This window comes from Cohnella abietis (genome assembly GCF_004295585.1).
GTDB lineage: Bacteria > Bacillota > Bacilli > Paenibacillales > Paenibacillaceae > Cohnella > Cohnella abietis.
The window spans coordinates 5755009-5770949 of sequence record NZ_AP019400.1; the positions used below are offsets into that span (position 1 = coordinate 5755009).

Annotated in this window: 14 protein-coding genes and 2 riboswitches; of the genes, 1 reads left to right on the forward strand and 13 read right to left on the reverse strand. The window is 46.1% G+C overall.

The window, feature by feature from the left end:
- Nucleotides 1-4: 4 nt before the first annotated feature.
- The 13 genes from purS to KCTCHS21_RS25295 all read right to left on the reverse strand — a co-directional run bounded on the left by purS (nt 5) and on the right by KCTCHS21_RS25295 (nt 14774).
- Nucleotides 5-247 (reverse strand): phosphoribosylformylglycinamidine synthase subunit PurS, encoded by a 243-nt coding sequence (gene purS, locus KCTCHS21_RS25235; protein WP_130614599.1) that lies wholly within the window; start codon nt 245-247, stop codon nt 5-7.
- Between the two features lie 299 nt (nt 248-546).
- Complete coding sequence (locus KCTCHS21_RS25240) at nt 547-1431, reverse strand: phosphoribosylaminoimidazolesuccinocarboxamide synthase (protein WP_130614601.1); 885 nt, start codon at nt 1429-1431, stop codon at nt 547-549.
- Between the two features lie 24 nt (nt 1432-1455).
- Nucleotides 1456-2751, reverse strand: coding sequence for an adenylosuccinate lyase (gene purB / locus KCTCHS21_RS25245; RefSeq protein ID WP_130614603.1), 1296 nt, complete (start codon nt 2749-2751; stop codon nt 1456-1458).
- Between the two features lie 6 nt (nt 2752-2757).
- Complete coding sequence (purK, locus tag KCTCHS21_RS25250; protein WP_130614605.1) at nt 2758-4014, reverse strand: 5-(carboxyamino)imidazole ribonucleotide synthase; 1257 nt, start codon at nt 4012-4014, stop codon at nt 2758-2760.
- The gene (gene purE, locus KCTCHS21_RS25255) at nt 4011-4496 is read right to left on the reverse strand and encodes a 5-(carboxyamino)imidazole ribonucleotide mutase (RefSeq protein ID WP_130614607.1); all 486 of its coding nucleotides are present in this window, start codon (nt 4494-4496) and stop codon (nt 4011-4013) included. Before purE ends, purK begins: the two co-directional genes overlap by 4 nt.
- A gap of 190 nt (nt 4497-4686) precedes the next feature.
- Nucleotides 4687-4785, reverse strand: a riboswitch (purine riboswitch).
- A 365-nt stretch (nt 4786-5150) separates the two neighbouring features.
- Entirely contained in the window at nt 5151-6539 is a 1389-nt protein-coding gene (locus tag KCTCHS21_RS25260) for an NCS2 family permease (RefSeq protein ID WP_130614609.1), read from the reverse strand.
- 133 nt (nt 6540-6672) lie between these two features.
- Nucleotides 6673-6773, reverse strand: a riboswitch (purine riboswitch).
- Nucleotides 6774-7746: 973 nt separating this feature from the next.
- Nucleotides 7747-9267 (reverse strand): glutamine-hydrolyzing GMP synthase, encoded by a 1521-nt coding sequence (guaA, locus tag KCTCHS21_RS25265; RefSeq protein WP_130616696.1) that lies wholly within the window; start codon nt 9265-9267, stop codon nt 7747-7749.
- 204 nt (nt 9268-9471) lie between these two features.
- Nucleotides 9472-10686: an MFS transporter gene (locus KCTCHS21_RS25270; RefSeq protein ID WP_130614612.1), complete on the reverse strand. Its 1215-nt coding sequence runs from the start codon at nt 10684-10686 to the stop codon at nt 9472-9474.
- Between the two features lie 74 nt (nt 10687-10760).
- Complete coding sequence (locus KCTCHS21_RS25275) at nt 10761-11489, reverse strand: FadR/GntR family transcriptional regulator (protein ID WP_130614614.1); 729 nt, start codon at nt 11487-11489, stop codon at nt 10761-10763.
- Nucleotides 11490-11603: 114 nt separating this feature from the next.
- Nucleotides 11604-12074: a thioredoxin-dependent thiol peroxidase gene (gene bcp, locus KCTCHS21_RS25280; protein WP_130614616.1), complete on the reverse strand. Its 471-nt coding sequence runs from the start codon at nt 12072-12074 to the stop codon at nt 11604-11606.
- Between the two features lie 27 nt (nt 12075-12101).
- The gene (locus KCTCHS21_RS25285; protein ID WP_130614618.1) at nt 12102-12899 is read right to left on the reverse strand and encodes an ABC transporter permease; all 798 of its coding nucleotides are present in this window, start codon (nt 12897-12899) and stop codon (nt 12102-12104) included.
- Between the two features lie 4 nt (nt 12900-12903).
- Nucleotides 12904-13698: an ABC transporter permease gene (locus tag KCTCHS21_RS25290; RefSeq protein WP_130614620.1), complete on the reverse strand. Its 795-nt coding sequence runs from the start codon at nt 13696-13698 to the stop codon at nt 12904-12906.
- On the reverse strand, nt 13695-14774 hold the full coding sequence (locus KCTCHS21_RS25295; protein ID WP_130614622.1) for an ABC transporter ATP-binding protein: 1080 nt from the start codon (nt 14772-14774) through the stop codon (nt 13695-13697). The genes KCTCHS21_RS25290 and KCTCHS21_RS25295 overlap by 4 nt, the downstream gene beginning before the upstream one ends.
- Nucleotides 14775-14893: 119 nt before the next feature.
- Here KCTCHS21_RS25295 and KCTCHS21_RS25300 point away from each other — a divergent pair, with 119 nt between their 5' ends.
- Nucleotides 14894-15913: an LCP family protein gene (locus KCTCHS21_RS25300; RefSeq protein ID WP_130614624.1), complete on the forward strand. Its 1020-nt coding sequence runs from the start codon at nt 14894-14896 to the stop codon at nt 15911-15913.
- The last annotated feature ends 28 nt before the right edge of the window (nt 15914-15941 follow it).

Consider the following 15941-nt stretch of genomic DNA (forward strand, 5'->3'; position numbering starts at 1 on the left):
TGCCTCAGCCCTCCAATTCGAAACGATAGTCTTCTACAACCGTGTTCGCTAGAAGCTTCTCGCACATTACTTTAAGTCTTTCCTCCGCTTGCGCGCGGTCGTTCGTATCCAATTCCACTTCCAGGTATTTGCCGATTCTCACTTGACCAACTTCGCTGAATCCAAGCGTATGCAATGCACCTTGCACCGCGTTACCTTGCGGGTCAAGCACGTTCTCTTTAATCGTCACGTAAACCTTTGCTTTCATGAGTTGTATTCCTCCTGATATGTGGTGTGGAATTGGTATTTGTGTGGACTTTCGTCTCATTAGTGAACCCCTGGTTCCTTATTCGGCCCACTAACTCGACTTTCGTCTCATTAGTGAACCCTAGGTTCCTTATTCGGCCCGCTAACTCGACTTTCGCCGCATTAGTGAACCCCAAGTTCCTTATTCAGCAAGCTAACCCGACTTTCGTCTCATTAGTGAACCCTAGGTTCCTTATCTTGCTAGCCATCCGGCCGGCCAGCCCGCCAACTAACCCGACTTTCGTCGGATAGCTACTACCGCTAAGCCCTAGTCAGCCTATCAGCGATCTCCCGGTACCTCGAAGTGGTCGCTTCGACGACAGCAGCTGGCAACGACGGCGGCGGACTATTTTTGTCCCAATCCGAGCCCGCCAAGTACGCGCGCACGGGTTCTTTATCCATGCTGTCGATTTCGACATCAAGCTTATAATTCTCTTCCGCCCAGAAACGCGAGGAATCCGGGGTGAACAATTCATCAATAAGTATGATTTCATCGCCAATCAAACCAAATTCAAACTTGCAATCCGCAAGGATAATCCCGCGCTTCGCGCAATAATCCCGGCCGAATTCGTACAGCTTCAAGCTACGTTCGCGTAAAGCCTCAGCAAGCTCCAAGCCAACTCTCCGCGCCATTTCCTCAAACGGAATATCCTCATCGTGACCGATATCATTTTTGCCTGCAGGCGTAAAGATCGGCTGTTCCAGCTTCGAATTCTTATGCAAGCCCTCCGGAAGTTTAATTCCGTTAACCTCGCCATTCGTCTGGTATTGCCGCCACCCACCGCCGGTAATGTAACCACGCACAACACATTCGATGTCAATCCGCTTTGCCTTGCGACTTACCATAATACGACCCGCAAGCTTTTCCGGCTCGGTTACGATATCGCCTAGCAACGCAACATCGGTATGCACCACATGGTTAGGCAGCAATTCTGCCGTTTTTTCAAACCAATAAGAGCTCAGACCGTTCAACACACTACCTTTGCCAGGAACCGGAGGGTCCAGCACGTAATCGAAAGCGGAAATCCGGTCGGTTACTACAATAAGTAAATTTTCGCCGAGATCATATAGCTCCCGGACTTTACCCTTATGAATAAGGGGGGCGTTTACGAGCCCTTCGGCCGTAGCCAAAGCTTGGGTAGTCATGTCTGCCTCCTTGTTGCGTACCTTTTACTTCAATCCCAGTCGATCGAAAATCGTACCCACATGCTTCAGATGCCAAGTCGGATCAAAACAATCCGCAATTTCATCCGCAGACAGAACGTCTGTAAATTCCGCAGTCGATTCCACAATATCACGGAAATCGCGTTGTTCTTCCCAAGCCTGCATCGCACGTGGTTGAACTGTATCGTAAGCTTGCTCACGGCTAAAGCCTTTATCAATCAGCTTCGTCATTACGCGACCGGAGAAAGGCACATTGTAAGTACGGGACATGTTACGTTTCATGTTCTCTGGGAATACTGTCAGGTTTTTCACAATATTACCGAAACGGTTAAGCATATAGTTAAGGAGCATCGTCGCATCCGGCAAAATAATTCTTTCAGCGGAGGAGTGCGAGATGTCGCGTTCATGCCAAAGTGGTACATTCTCATAGGCAGTCAGCATATGTCCACGAATAACACGGGATAAGCCGCTCATGTTCTCGCAGCCAATCGGGTTGCGCTTGTGCGGCATAGCTGAGGAGCCTTTTTGACCTTTACCGAACGGCTCTTCAACCTCGCGGAACTCACTCTTCTGCAAGCCACGAATTTCCGTCGCAAACTTATCGATAGAGCTCGCAATCAATGCCAAAGTCGCCATATATTCCGCATGACGGTCACGCTGTAGTGTCTGTGTCGAGATAGGAGCTGCCTTAATGCCTAGCTTGTTACAAACGAATTGCTCAACCTCTGGATCAATGTTCGCATAGGTTCCGACAGCTCCAGAAATTTTACCGAATTGTACGCCATCAGCAGCACGCTCAAAACGCTCTAAATTCCGCTTCATCTCTTCATGCCACAGTGCGAGCTTCAAACCGAAGGTTGTTGGCTCAGCATGAACGCCATGCGTACGGCCCATCATTGGAGTATCTTTATATTTAATCGCTTGGTCGCGAAGAATAGCTATGAAATTATTAATGTCAGTTCTAAGTATGTTATTAGCTTGCAGCAAAAGGTACCCAATTGCCGTATCTCCTACATCTGTAGAAGTCAGTCCATAATGCACCCACTTACGCTCTGCTCCCAAGCTTTCGGATACCGCACGAGTAAATGCAATAACATCATGACGTGTTTCCAGCTCGATTTCGTTAATGCGATTGATATCGAACTTAGCGTTCTTACGCAGCTCCACTGTATCTTCATGAGGAATTACACCTAGCTCCGCCCAAGCTTCACAAGCACATAATTCAACTTCTAGCCAAGCTTTATATTTGTTCTCTTCTGTCCAAATTGCCCGCATCTCCGGGCGACTGTATCGTTCTAGCATCGTAAGTTAAACCCTCCATATATTCGATTGAGATATCCATTCCAGCGCCGCTTCCACGTTCGGGGCGAGCACGTTGAGATGTCCCATTTTTCGCTTATGCTTAGCTTCTGCTTTACCGTAAAGATGTACCTTGGGTTCGACGCCGAGCTGTTCAGCTACAACATCATGCTCTTTCATCCATTCCAGCAGCGGTTCCATATGCTCTCCAAGAATGTTTGCCATTACAACTGGTGTTAGAAGCGCCGAATCGCCAAGCGGCAAGTTACAGATCGCTCTGACGTGCTGCTCAAACTGCGAGGTACGGCATGCTTCCATAGTATAATGACCAGAATTGTGCGGCCTAGGAGCAAGCTCATTAACGAACAATTGTCCATCCGCTGTCAGAAACAGTTCAACAGCTATTAATCCGACAACACCGAGAGTTTCGGCAATAGAGACGGCGAGCTTTTCAGCTTCATTCCGTACCGCTTCTTCAATACGAGCTGGGACGATAGATAGGTGCAATATATTATGAATGTGGATATTTTCCGCTGGAGGGAACGTTCTAACCTCACCCGAAGGGCTACGCGCCGCTATCACGGAAATTTCCTTGTCGAAAATAATAAATTTCTCAAGCACCAGCTGTGTTCCGCTTCGGCTTGCCTCATTCCACGCCTGTTCTAGCTCATCCTCTGCACGTAGAACCCATTGACCCTTGCCATCATAGCCTCCGGTCGCTGTTTTCAGCACAGCAGGTAGACCCAGAGCAGATGCAGAAGCCCTTAAGCTTTCAAGGCTTACAATTTCCGCATAAGGAGCAACTCTAACACCCGCAGCTTCTATCGCTTTCTTCTCGCGCAGACGGTGCTGAGTCGTATACAGTAGCGTGCTTCCCTGGGGAACGTAAGATTCCTTCTCCAGCATGGCTGCAACGCTCGCATCCACATTCTCAAATTCATAAGTAATAACATCAGATTGTTTCGCAAGCTCTAGTGCTGCCTGCTGATCATCATAATTCGCAACAATCTGCTTAGCTGTCTGCCCACACGGGGAATCAGGAGTTGGATCAAGGGTTACGAAGCTGTAGCCCAGACGATTGCCTGAGTGAGCCAGCATACGTCCCAGCTGCCCTCCGCCTAACACACCAATCGTAGAACCAGGTAAGATCGTCCTTGGGCTAGCTTGAGGAATCTCTTCTTTATATACTGGCACCTCACAGCCCAATTCACCGCAAATGTCGCCTGCACCCGCAAACAAGCTCACTAGCTTATTAGCATCGCTCATGGCAGTTCTCCATTATCCAGCACATCTTGCGTGATCCGATCACGACGTGCTGATACTTTTGCCTGAACTTCAGGATCGAAGGAGCCAATCATTTGCGCTGCAAGCAAGCCTGCATTGGTAGCCCCTGCTGTGCCGATAGCGACCGTTGCCACAGGAATTCCTCCAGGCATTTGCACAATGGATAGCAACGAATCTAGCCCGTTCAAGGCCTTAGACTGTACAGGCACTCCGATAACGGGCAGAACAGTTTTGGCGGCAACCATACCTGGTAGGTGGGCAGCGCCGCCGGCACCGGCTATGATCACTTTTAAGCCGCGGGATGCGGCAGACTCAGCATACTCAAACATCAAATCCGGCGTCCTATGCGCGGAGACGACTTTTTTCTCATACGGGATGTTTAATTCCTCCAACACCTCGCACGCTTTCTTCATCGTTTCCCAATCCGACGTGCTTCCCATGATGACGCCGACAAGTGACGACATGATTCCACCCTTCCCCTGTTGCAAACTTTGAATAATTTTACATTAGGCATAAAAAAAGACCGATGTGATTACCGACAGTATTCCCGACAGTATTCCCCAATCGACCCTTAAGTTCTCTACTACGTATACGCATCAAACAACGGCGACAAGAGGAAGCCCGAACCTGGGATGGCCCGCGCTTCTATTTAGGTGTCGTTGACGATTGCAGCGTAGTCTGGAAATTAAGGTTTCCAGGTAGAGACGTTCGGGCCGATTCCCGACTTATACGCGTTTCACGTCTTGCCTCGGTAGGCAAGAAAAATGCTTATTTGACGTTCTTAAGTTTACCTTAGACCAGTTGGGATGTCAAACAAAGGCGAACACTTTTTAACCTAATAAATTTTAATGTTCGGATTTAGACTCATGTTTCTTCTTTCAATTGAAATAAATGCCAGAAAACAACCAATTTAGTTTTCTGTAAGGTTAATTATGGAAGGATATAAAACATAACATTCGGATGTCACATGTTTCTTCTATATATAGAGAGAAGCATTCCATTTTCCATCATAGGGAAACTCGGAATTAAAATTAAAACCCCGCCCCACCTCCGTTAATTCGGAAGTGAAGCGGGGTTGATTTATGCCATGAACCTCTCGGTTCATAAACGTCTAGAAATTAGCCCTGTGAACCAACAAATGCGTAACGGGCGATTACGACAAAGAATAGTACCCACATCAACCAGTGAATCCGGTGCTTCTTGTCTCCAGCAAGGTTCGCAATGAACGCGAGCAGAACATAAGAAACGACACCAAAGGAAATACCGTTTGCGATGTTGTAAGTGAAAGGCATAAGAGCAACTGTCAAGAAAGCTGGAATTCCGACAACATAATCGGAGAAGTCAATTTCTTTAACAGATTGAAGCATCAATACACCCACAATGATCAGTGCTGCGCTAGTTGCGGATGGTGGAATAAGCAAAGCAACTGGTGCTAAGAACAACGCGATAATGAAACATACTCCGGTTGATACGGCAGTCAGACCACTACGACCGCCAGCCGCTACACCAGCAGAGCTTTCAACGTAAGCCGTTACTGTACTTGTACCGAGCATTGCGCCACCGCTTACTGCTACTGCATCAACGAACATTGCTTTACCAACGATTTTCTTACCTTTTTCTTTATCTTTGAAAAATCCTGCACGGTTAGCCGTTCCGACCAATGTACCGAATGTGTCAAACAATTCAACGAACGTGAAGGTCGCTACTGCTGTCAGCAAACCTGTCGTTAACAAATCAGCGAAATCGAAGTCCCAGAAGTTAAGCTTATCTAATTGAGGAACCCAATCTTGTCCTTTAAGTGAGTCGAAGCTTACGATATCAATTCCCGGAATAAATCCGAGCAATGTCACGAGCAGGATTCCGTATAGAATCGCGCCGCGAATCTTTAATACCATAAGGATCGAGATAATAGCCAGACCAGCAATAGTCATGTAGACGGTAGAATTCTCAAGGTTGCCCATGTGAATAATGGATTGGAAGCCGAGCAATTCTTTATATTGGCCATCCGCGGTAACTCCATCCACAGCTATTGTCATCAGACCGCTGTTTTTCAAGCCGATGATTGTAATGAATAATCCAATACCAACCGTGATCGCATGCTTAAGTGCATCAGGAATCGCTACGATTAGTATTTGACGAATTTGTGTGATCGTAAGTATGAGGAAGATTATCCCCGAAATAAATACTGCTGCCAATCCCATGGAAGGCGTGATCGGATGATCAGTCGCTTTCGATGCAATAACCGTTGTTGCGAAGAACGCATTAAGTCCCATACCTGGTGCCAGTGCAACTGGGAAGTTAACGAACAAACCCATTGCGATTGTGAAAATACCTGCTGCTAGTGCTGTTGCGAGGAATACCGCATAAGGATCCAATAATCCTTCTCCACCCAATATGCTTGGGTTAACCGCCAATATGTACGCCATAGTCATAAACGTTGTCAAACCGGCCATGATCTCAGTGCGTACGTTCGTTCCCAGTTCTTTTAGCTTAAAGAAACGTTCCATGTCTCGATAAACTCTCCCTTCAGATTTTGAATGAATGTGGAAAACTAAGGCAAAACATACAAAAAACCCAGAGAATACTACTCTAGGTTCCGCACAACCAGGAAAATCATACTGAAGGAGAATTGCGTACCCCTTAGCATGCTTCCCTTTCCGTAGATAGATCATTTGCGGTGACCTCGTAGAGACTCCCGAGCCAATTCTCGGGATTATACGAAAAGATATTCAGTTGTTTGTCCAATCCATATTCTAGGTCGTAAGACCTTATCTGTCAACGATTATTTACGAATATTCGACCCTATTTGTTGAAAGTATCGTTCGGGTTTAACAAACTTCCTTGCGAAGATATTGTCCCATTTCCATTGAAAGCGAAAACAAAGCATATGTTGACGTGCATCTCATTCTAAATTGTACGCCGGGGTGGCACTAGTCATACCTAAGCTCGCACATTAGGCGACCGCACCACAATAACGCACTCACGGCTACTAAGATCCGCAAATTTAGGCACCCGCAACTCAATAACGCACTCAGGGCTACTAAGGACCGCGGTTTCTCGCGCTTTCCCCGAAATAACGCACTCAGGGCTACTAAGCTTCGCAAATTTAGGCGCCCGCAACTCAATAACGCACTCAGGGCTACTAAGGACTGCGGTTTCTCGCGCTTCCACCGAAATAACGCACTGACGGCTACTAAGATTTGCAAATTCAGGCACCCCCACCACAATAACGCACTGACGGCTACTAAGATTCGCAAATTCAGGCACCCCCACCACAATAACGCACTGACGGCTACTAAGATTCGCAAATTCAGGCACATGCACTACAATAACGCACTCACGGCTACTAACTTCGACAAATACAGGATTCGCAAAATATGATTGTAAAAATGATTGGGAATGGCTTTTGGGCTTTTTTTCCTTAAATTGATAAAAAAAAGAGTGCATGTATCTCCTGTAGGAGCGACAGCGTTTGTCTTTGAGATCGTGAAATCTCCTTGTTATGTTTTACCATTTCAGATTTCACGATCTCAACCCGTGGTCCCCGTAAAGTACTCGGAAATGTTACTACAAAGCTTATCTTCACTTTACGGGGTGGAGCAACCGGAAGGAGATACATCCCCGTATAACCACAATCGATATAAAAAAAGAAGCTGCCCATAAGTTCATCACTTATGGGACAGCCCCTGGCTCTATACTACTTACTCTTATTTTCTATTCCCACTCAATAGTAGCAGGAGGCTTAGACGTAATATCGTACACGATGCGGTTAACGTTCTGTACTTCATTGACGATACGGACGGAGATTTTCTCCAATACATCGAACGGAATTCGTGCCCAATCCGCAGTCATTCCATCGATGGAGGTAACAGCACGAATACCCACAGTATGGGAGTAAGTACGTCCATCACCCATAACGCCTACGCTCTTCATGTTAGGGAGAGCGGTGAAATATTGCCAGATCTCACGATCTAGGCCAGCTTTAGCAATCTCATCGCGCAGAATCGCATCGGACTCACGAACGATTGTAAGCTTCTCTTCCGTCACTTCGCCTAATACGCGAATCGCAAGGCCAGGGCCTGGGAACGGCTGACGCATAACGATCGCTTCTGGTAAGCCGCATTCCGCGCCAACCTTACGAACCTCGTCCTTAAACAAAGTTTTGAGCGGTTCAATCAGCTTAAACTTCATATCCTCCGGCAAGCCGCCCACATTGTGGTGGGATTTAATCGTTTGTGCCGTTGCAGTGCCGCTCTCGACGATATCGGTATACAGCGTACCTTGGGCAAGGAAAGTAAAGTCATCGAATTTCGCTGACTCCTCCTCGAACACCCGAATGAACTCGGTACCAATGATTTTGCGCTTTTGCTCCGGATCATCTACACCCTTCAGATTACCCAAGAAACGCTCGCTTGCATCTATTTTGACAACATTCATATCAAATTTGCCAACGAAGGTTTCCATTACACTTTCCGCTTCGTCTTTGCGCAGCAAGCCATGGTCAATGAACATACATGTCAATTGATCACCGATAGCTTTATGAATCAGAATCGCAACAACGGACGAATCTACTCCGCCGGACAAGGCGCAAAGCACCTTCTTGTCGCCAACCTCATTGCGGATCTCTTGAACCATATCATCAATAAAGGACCCCATCGTCCAATCGCCTTTGCAGTTACATATGCTGAATAAGAAATTACGAATAATCTCATTACCATGCACAGAGTGGCGAACTTCTGGATGGAACTGTACAGCGTAAAATTTCCGTTCTGGATCGCTCATTGCAGCAACAGGCGCATGCTCCGTGCTTGCATCAACGCGGAAGCCAGTAGGCAGCTCAGTTACATGATCGCCATGGCTCATCCAAACTGTTTGACGAGTCTCTAAGCCTTTTACTAGGTCAGAGCCTTCGTTGAAATCTACGTCTGATTTGCCATACTCACGCTTGTGCGCAGGCTCAACTTTACCGCCTTGCTGGTGCGTGATCAACTGCATGCCGTAACAAATTCCGAAGATAGGAATTCCTAATTCATAAATAGCCGGGTCGATCGTAGGAGCTCCCTCTGCATAAACGCTGGCAGGTCCTCCTGAAAAAACAATCCCTTTAGGTGCAATCTCACGGAGCTTGTCCGCCGTTGTGTTAAAAGGAAGAAGCTCACTGTACACGCCCAAATCCCGAATACGACGGGCAATTAACTGGTTATACTGTCCACCGAAATCCAGTACAACGATCATTTCATGCTGGTTAGTAGTCACTGGGTAAACCTAGCCTCCTAAGCGTAAACCTCAAATCGCCGTTACTGACGGTAATATCCGTTCCGCGGGTTAAATCATTGAAGTTATTATAGCTTTGCGGCTTCGGCAGCGTCAAGGCGGGAGACAGCTAGGAGGCACCCAAGAGACAGCTAAGACACTCAATTGTTGAACTTTATAGCCTCATTACTGCACAACATTTAATTTACGATCCGTTGGGAGGAAGACGGCTAGAAGCCCAATCAACGGTAAGAACGCGCAAAGCTTAATGACGAATACAATACTTGTCGCATCCGCCAGCGTTCCTAATACGACGGAGCCTATCCCACCTAGACCGAAAGCAAGCCCGAAAAATAATCCCGATACTGTTCCTACTTTACCAGGTAGCAATTCTTGGGCATAAACAACGATTACCGAAAATCCAGAGAGTAAAATAAATCCAATAAAAATACATAGAACGACTGACCAGAACAGGCTGGCATAAGGAAGCATTAACGAGAATGGCGCGGTGCCTAGAATGGAGAACCAAATCATATTCCGTCTGCCAAACCGATCTGCTAAAGGTCCTCCCATGAACGTACCTAATGCTCCAGCAGCAAGCAAGGCAAAAATATAGATTTGCGCACGCTCCGTTGTAATGCCGTGGTGTTCAATGAGATAAAAGGAGTAAAATCCAGTCATACTTGCCACATAAACGAATTTTGAAAACAGTAGCATAATAAGAACGGTCATGGCGTACACGATTGCCTTTTTCGATAAAAGCTGTTTTTTCTCCACAACTTTTTTCTTCATCGCAGCCTGACGACTTATATAGCTTTTGTACCATTTGGCTACAAAAATCTGTACAACGAAGGCCGCTCCCGCCGCTATCGTAAACCATATAATGCCGTATTGGCCATAAGGAACGAATATGAGCGCAGTGAATATAGGTGCCAATGCTTGACCGATGTTACCGCCCGTTTGGAAAATAGATTGTGCTAGTCCTCTTCTCGCTCCCGCAGCCATGTAGGCAACACGTGACGCCTCTGGATGGAGCACTGCAGAACCGAGGCCTATTAAGACAACGGATAAGATAACTAACGAATAGGAGTTAGCATATGCCAATACGACCATTCCCAGCATGGAGAAAACAACGCCAGCTGGAAGCAAGTAAGGCTTAGGCTTTGAATCGGTATACCAGCCTATCAATGGTTGTAGCAAGGAGGCCGTTACATTTAGAGTGAAGGCAATCCAGCCGATTTGTGCAAAGGTAAGTGCCATAGATTCTTGTAATATCGGAAAAATTGCGGGTATTACGGATTGAATCGAATCATTAAGTAAATGGACGATACTGATGGAAAACAAAATAGAATAAGCCGTTCTCATCTGTAAGCTGGCAGTTGAATCCTGTTGATTACTCATACTGAACATCCTTTCATCTTATCATCAGACGTTTGTGGACATAAGCAGCCCAATAGCTGCTATAAGCTAATCGCTTATTCTTTGTCCGTGTTCATTTCGTTCAACTCTTTAACTGTTTCATCCAAATTCAGCAACGTCCAATTTTCTGCAGCTGCTACATCCTTCGCTTTAATAGCTTCATACATCAGTTCGTGGATATGCGTGTTGGGATCATGTGTTGCCTTAACCATAGCTAGCTTTAATAGCGACTCACGAAGAACAGCTGAGAACGTCCGATAGAGATCGACGACGACATTGTTCTTGCTCGCTACAGCAATGGAAAGATGGAATTCGATGTCTGCATTTAGATATCCACTCGTGTCTCCCTTGCTCAAAGCCTCATTACGCTGATCGAGATGCTGGCGCATTTGCTCAAGATCCTGATCGTCCCGTCGCTGTGCGGCTAGCCTCGAGATTTCCAGCTCAAGCATTTTCCTTACTTCGTATACCTCAACGATTTCTGCCCTTCTTAATCTATTCTCAAGCGGCTCTTGAATGACAGAGTTCGCGGATAGGAAGGTTCCAAAGCCTTGCTTCTTTTCCAAGAGGCCCGCATGTACAAGTACCCGCACAGCTTCACGAATGGTGGATCGGCCCACTCCGAATTGCTGCATAAGCTCAGGCTCTGTTGGGATTTTGTCACCGTTCTGCAATTCACCGCTTGAGATGGTCTTCTGAAGTTGAACAACGACGTCATCCACCAGCTTTGTACGATTAAGCGCTTGGAACGTAACCTTGGAATTAGAGTGATTATTCAAATTCATCAGATCATCTCCTGTTTGAATATAATAGCACAACATCCTACGCTCGAAAAGCACAAAAAATATCCTACGCTTTCAATTGAAAGCATAGGAAGGTTCGTAACGACGCGCACGTTATTACGAACTTGCAAGAAGGGCTTGCTTTACGTTATCGATATGACCTTTGACTTTAATATTACGCCATTCTTGAACCAGAACACCTGATTCATCAATGAGAAAGGTCGAGCGCACGATGCCCATATAGGTTTTACCGTACAGCTTCTTCTCCTGCCACACCCCATATAAATCGCACACCTGGTGCTCCGTATCTGCGAGTAGTAGAAAAGGTAGCTCGTACTTTTGAATAAATTTGTAGTGGGATTTAAGATCGTTCGTGCTAATACCTAGTATGATTGCATTCGCATCTCCGAAGGCTACACTCGCATCGCGGAAATCACAGGATTGCTGCGTACAAGCGGGAGTCATATCCTTCGGATAAAAATAAATGATGACCTTGCGACCGCGATACTCACTTAATCGGACCGTTTCCCCGTTCGTAGCAGGAAGCTCAAAATCTGGGACTGGATGCCCCACTTGTAATTGCGCCATATAAAAGGCTCCTTCTTCTACGAATATTTAACTGCCCGCTCCGCGATAACGACGCACGCCATAGTTCCAAAACCAAAGGCCCAAAGACATAACAATTACACCGACAACTGGGGTCAGCCACGCCATCCACCAATCATCTAACCGTCCTAGGAAGAACGAAGCTGGATATACGCCCACGAATGCAAAAGGGAGCAACCATGTCAGCAGAAACCGGATGGCCTTATTGTAAATTTCGACCGGGTATCTGCCGTAATTCTGGATGTTATAGATCAATGGACCAATGCCCGTTGGCGCGTCCGAAAAGAAGGATATCGCCGAAAGAGCCGTATAAATCCCCATATAAATAAAGCATGAGCCGAGCACCATAATAATTAGAACAAACGGATCATATATATGGAATGGAAGTCCAAGCGTCGCCCATGAAGTAATCATGATAACAAGTCCGACGATAGAACCGACAATAGCGGGTGGATCCATATTTTCGAGCATAACCTGTGACAGAGAATGAGCCGGACGCGTTAGAATACGGTCCATCTCTCCTTTAACAATATAACGCTCGCTGAAGTTCCACACATTAAAGAAAGTGGAGAATAGCCCTGAAGCAATCATGAAGTAGCCATATACGAACACAACCTCCGCTTCGCTCCAGTCCCCTAACGATGGTGTGTGTTGGAACACAATAAAGATAAACACAAGATTCATGCCGTTAAACATCAAATCGGATAGAACCTCAATGAGGAAGTCCCCCCGATAGGTGAGCTTTGTTTTCATATAATTGGCAAAATAATCTCGGTATAAGCTCAATAGAAACGACAGTCTTTTCATTCGATCAACCTCCCTGCACGAACAACCGCCGTCGCGCCACACGCCATAACAGCATGATGGGTACGATGAGTACGGCTGTCCAAATCACCTGAACTAGCAAAGCATTCCATACGGCATCACCCTGAATCCGCCCTGTGAAAACAGAGCCAGGCAAATACGTAATCGCTTGGAAGGGAAGCCAGTTCATAATTGAAATAGCCCATCCCGGGAAAAAGGCCATAGGGACGATAACTCCAGACAGTAAGTCGACCATGATTCTTTTCATGGACATAATGCCTTGGTTGTTCTCAAAGAAGAATGCGCCTAGTCCCGTTAAAATATTGATCTGCGAGTTGATGAGAAAGCTGAACCAAATCATCACGAAAAACACAATCCACTGCACAGGGTCTGTTGGCAATGTGATTGGAAAAATAAACGAAACAATAACCATTCCCGGAACCATGAACAATAGTAACCTGAACAAGCCTTCTCCGAAGCCCTGCATCATTTTCACGAGTAAATATGAATAGGGTCGTATAATCTGGATGGCCACGCTACCGTCCACGATTTCATTCGATATTTCTCGGTCCAGATTATTGTAATAAAACGCCCTAGCCATCCAAGATACAGCTACATAAGTAGACATCTGGATAACCGTAAAGCCTTGCAGCGTCTCAGCACTTCCGTAAATGGCTTTCCATAGAAAATAATAAGCCCCAATATTAATCGCATATATAATGATCCCGCTATAATAATTCACACGATAAGCAAGCATCATCAGAAACCGGATGCGAACGAAATCCAAATAGGCACTGGTCATAGCTTCCCAGCCCCTGCTTTGTCCGATTCAATGCCACCAGCATCCTCCGAGGACAGAGCTGACAAGTCCCGTGGCGCATCGGCACTGCCTGATTGATAAATTTCCCGAACGATTTCATCCGTATTTGTCTCAAAAATTTTGATATCGCTAATTTCTCTTAAACCGACAACACGGGAAAGCACCTCAGAAACATTCATCTCACGTGGAATCCAAACCTTGGCAGTCACATCGTTCTCAATAGACCACCGAACGTCCAAACCACCGGTCAGAAGAGAAATCTCTCTTAATGTTACCGGTTCGGTAAATTGGAACTGCACCTCACGCCCTTTGCCCCAACGCGATTTAAGCTCCTCTAGTCCGCCATCATAGATAATACGGCCATCATCGAGCATAATAACGCGAGAGCAAAGCGCCTCAATATCCTGCAAATCATGCGTCGTTAACAGGATAGTGGTTCCTTGCTCCCGATTTAATCGTTTGAGAAATTCGCGGATTTCCATTTTAACAACGATATCAAGTCCAATAGTCGGCTCGTCCAAGAACAAGATCGACGGATTATGAAGAAGCGCCGCAACAAGCTCGCAACGCATCCGTTGTCCAAGACTCAGCTTGCGGACAGGTCGATTAAGTAGCTCCTGTAGCTGCAATGTCTCAACCAATTCATCTAATCGGCGGCGGAAATCAACCTCTCCCACCCGATACACTTTGCGAAGCAGACGAAACGACTCAATAACACCGATATCCCACCAAAGCTGACTCCGTTGCCCGAACACAACACCGATTTCCTGCACGAATTTCTCGCGATCCTTATGAGGAATATATCCATTAACAACAAGCTTGCCCGAGGTGGGCACCAGAATGCCAGTTAGCATCTTAATTGTTGTTGATTTACCGGCACCATTTTCTCCAATATAGCCACATATTTCACCTTGAGGGATTTGAAAGCTGATATCCTTAACCGCCGTGACCTCAGTATGCTCACGCTTAAATAGATCCTTAAAAGCTCCCTTGAGACCTTCGCGGTTTTTCTGAACCCTGAATTGCTTGCGCAATTGTTGTACATCTATTGCTAACATACGTACCTCCCAATTCAAATCCATTGACTTTCATTTAACCTGTTTAAGCAATAACTTGCTTATTCCCTTGCCGAAACTTTATAATTTTATCATACAGTACCCCGAGAGGACATCTATTCATGATCAAAAAATGGAGCAAAAAGTGGAGATACACCTTATTCAGCGTTCTTGGCTTAATCTTTATCGTTCTATGTTTTGTAGGCTGGGAAGTTTATAGTACTTACAATCAAATGGATAACATCCAGAAATCTAAAGAAGAATCACGGTTCAAACAATTTGAAGAAAAGCCTGAGGTTCAGCCACCTGAATGGGAAGGCTCTGAACGAGTTAACATTCTGCTGATGGGTGGAGACGAGCGCGGAATTAGAAAAGGTGAGGTTGCCCGATCTGATTCTATGCTTATTGTGTCCATTGATCCCCCCACTAAAAAAATACATTTATTTTCCGTGCTTCGAGACACACAAGTGGCTATCCCCGGATTCAAAGATAACCGCGTGAATGCAGCAATCACGTTAGGTGGACCTGAGCTTGCGATGAAGACAATCGGCAACCTGGCTGGTCTCGATATTCAATATTATGTGTATGTCGATTTCCAAGGATTCATCAAGCTCGTGGATGCGATAGGCGGCGTCGATTTCTTCGTGGAAAAAAACATGAAGTATTCCGATTCTGCAGACGGTCATGTGTATGATATTAATCTGCAAAAGGGCCAGCAGCACTTAGATGGCGATAAAGCGTTGCAGTATGTGCGGTTCCGGCACGACAAGCTATCCGACTTCACCCGCACGGAGCGTCAGCGTGAATTCCTGAAGGCGATCGCTGGCAAGATGCAGACGGGTTGGAATTTAATACGTTTGCCAGACATTCTGGGCAAAGTCACTCCTTTCATGGAATCAAATATGTCTGCTGATGATATGCTCAAGCTAGCTAGGCTAGGCTATAAGTCGAATCAAGCAGGCTCGGCACAGCTTCCTCCGATGGAGCTTGTAACGGATATAGTTGTTAATGGCTCTGCCGTATTGGGAGTAAGAAATCTAGACGCTCTCAAGGGCTACGTGCAAGAAGTGTTAAACAAGGATGATAGCGTAACTTCACCAGAAGCGTCTCCATCATCCAGCCCGAGTATTGATAAGAAATAAGATTGTGATAAGAAATTATATTGTATTT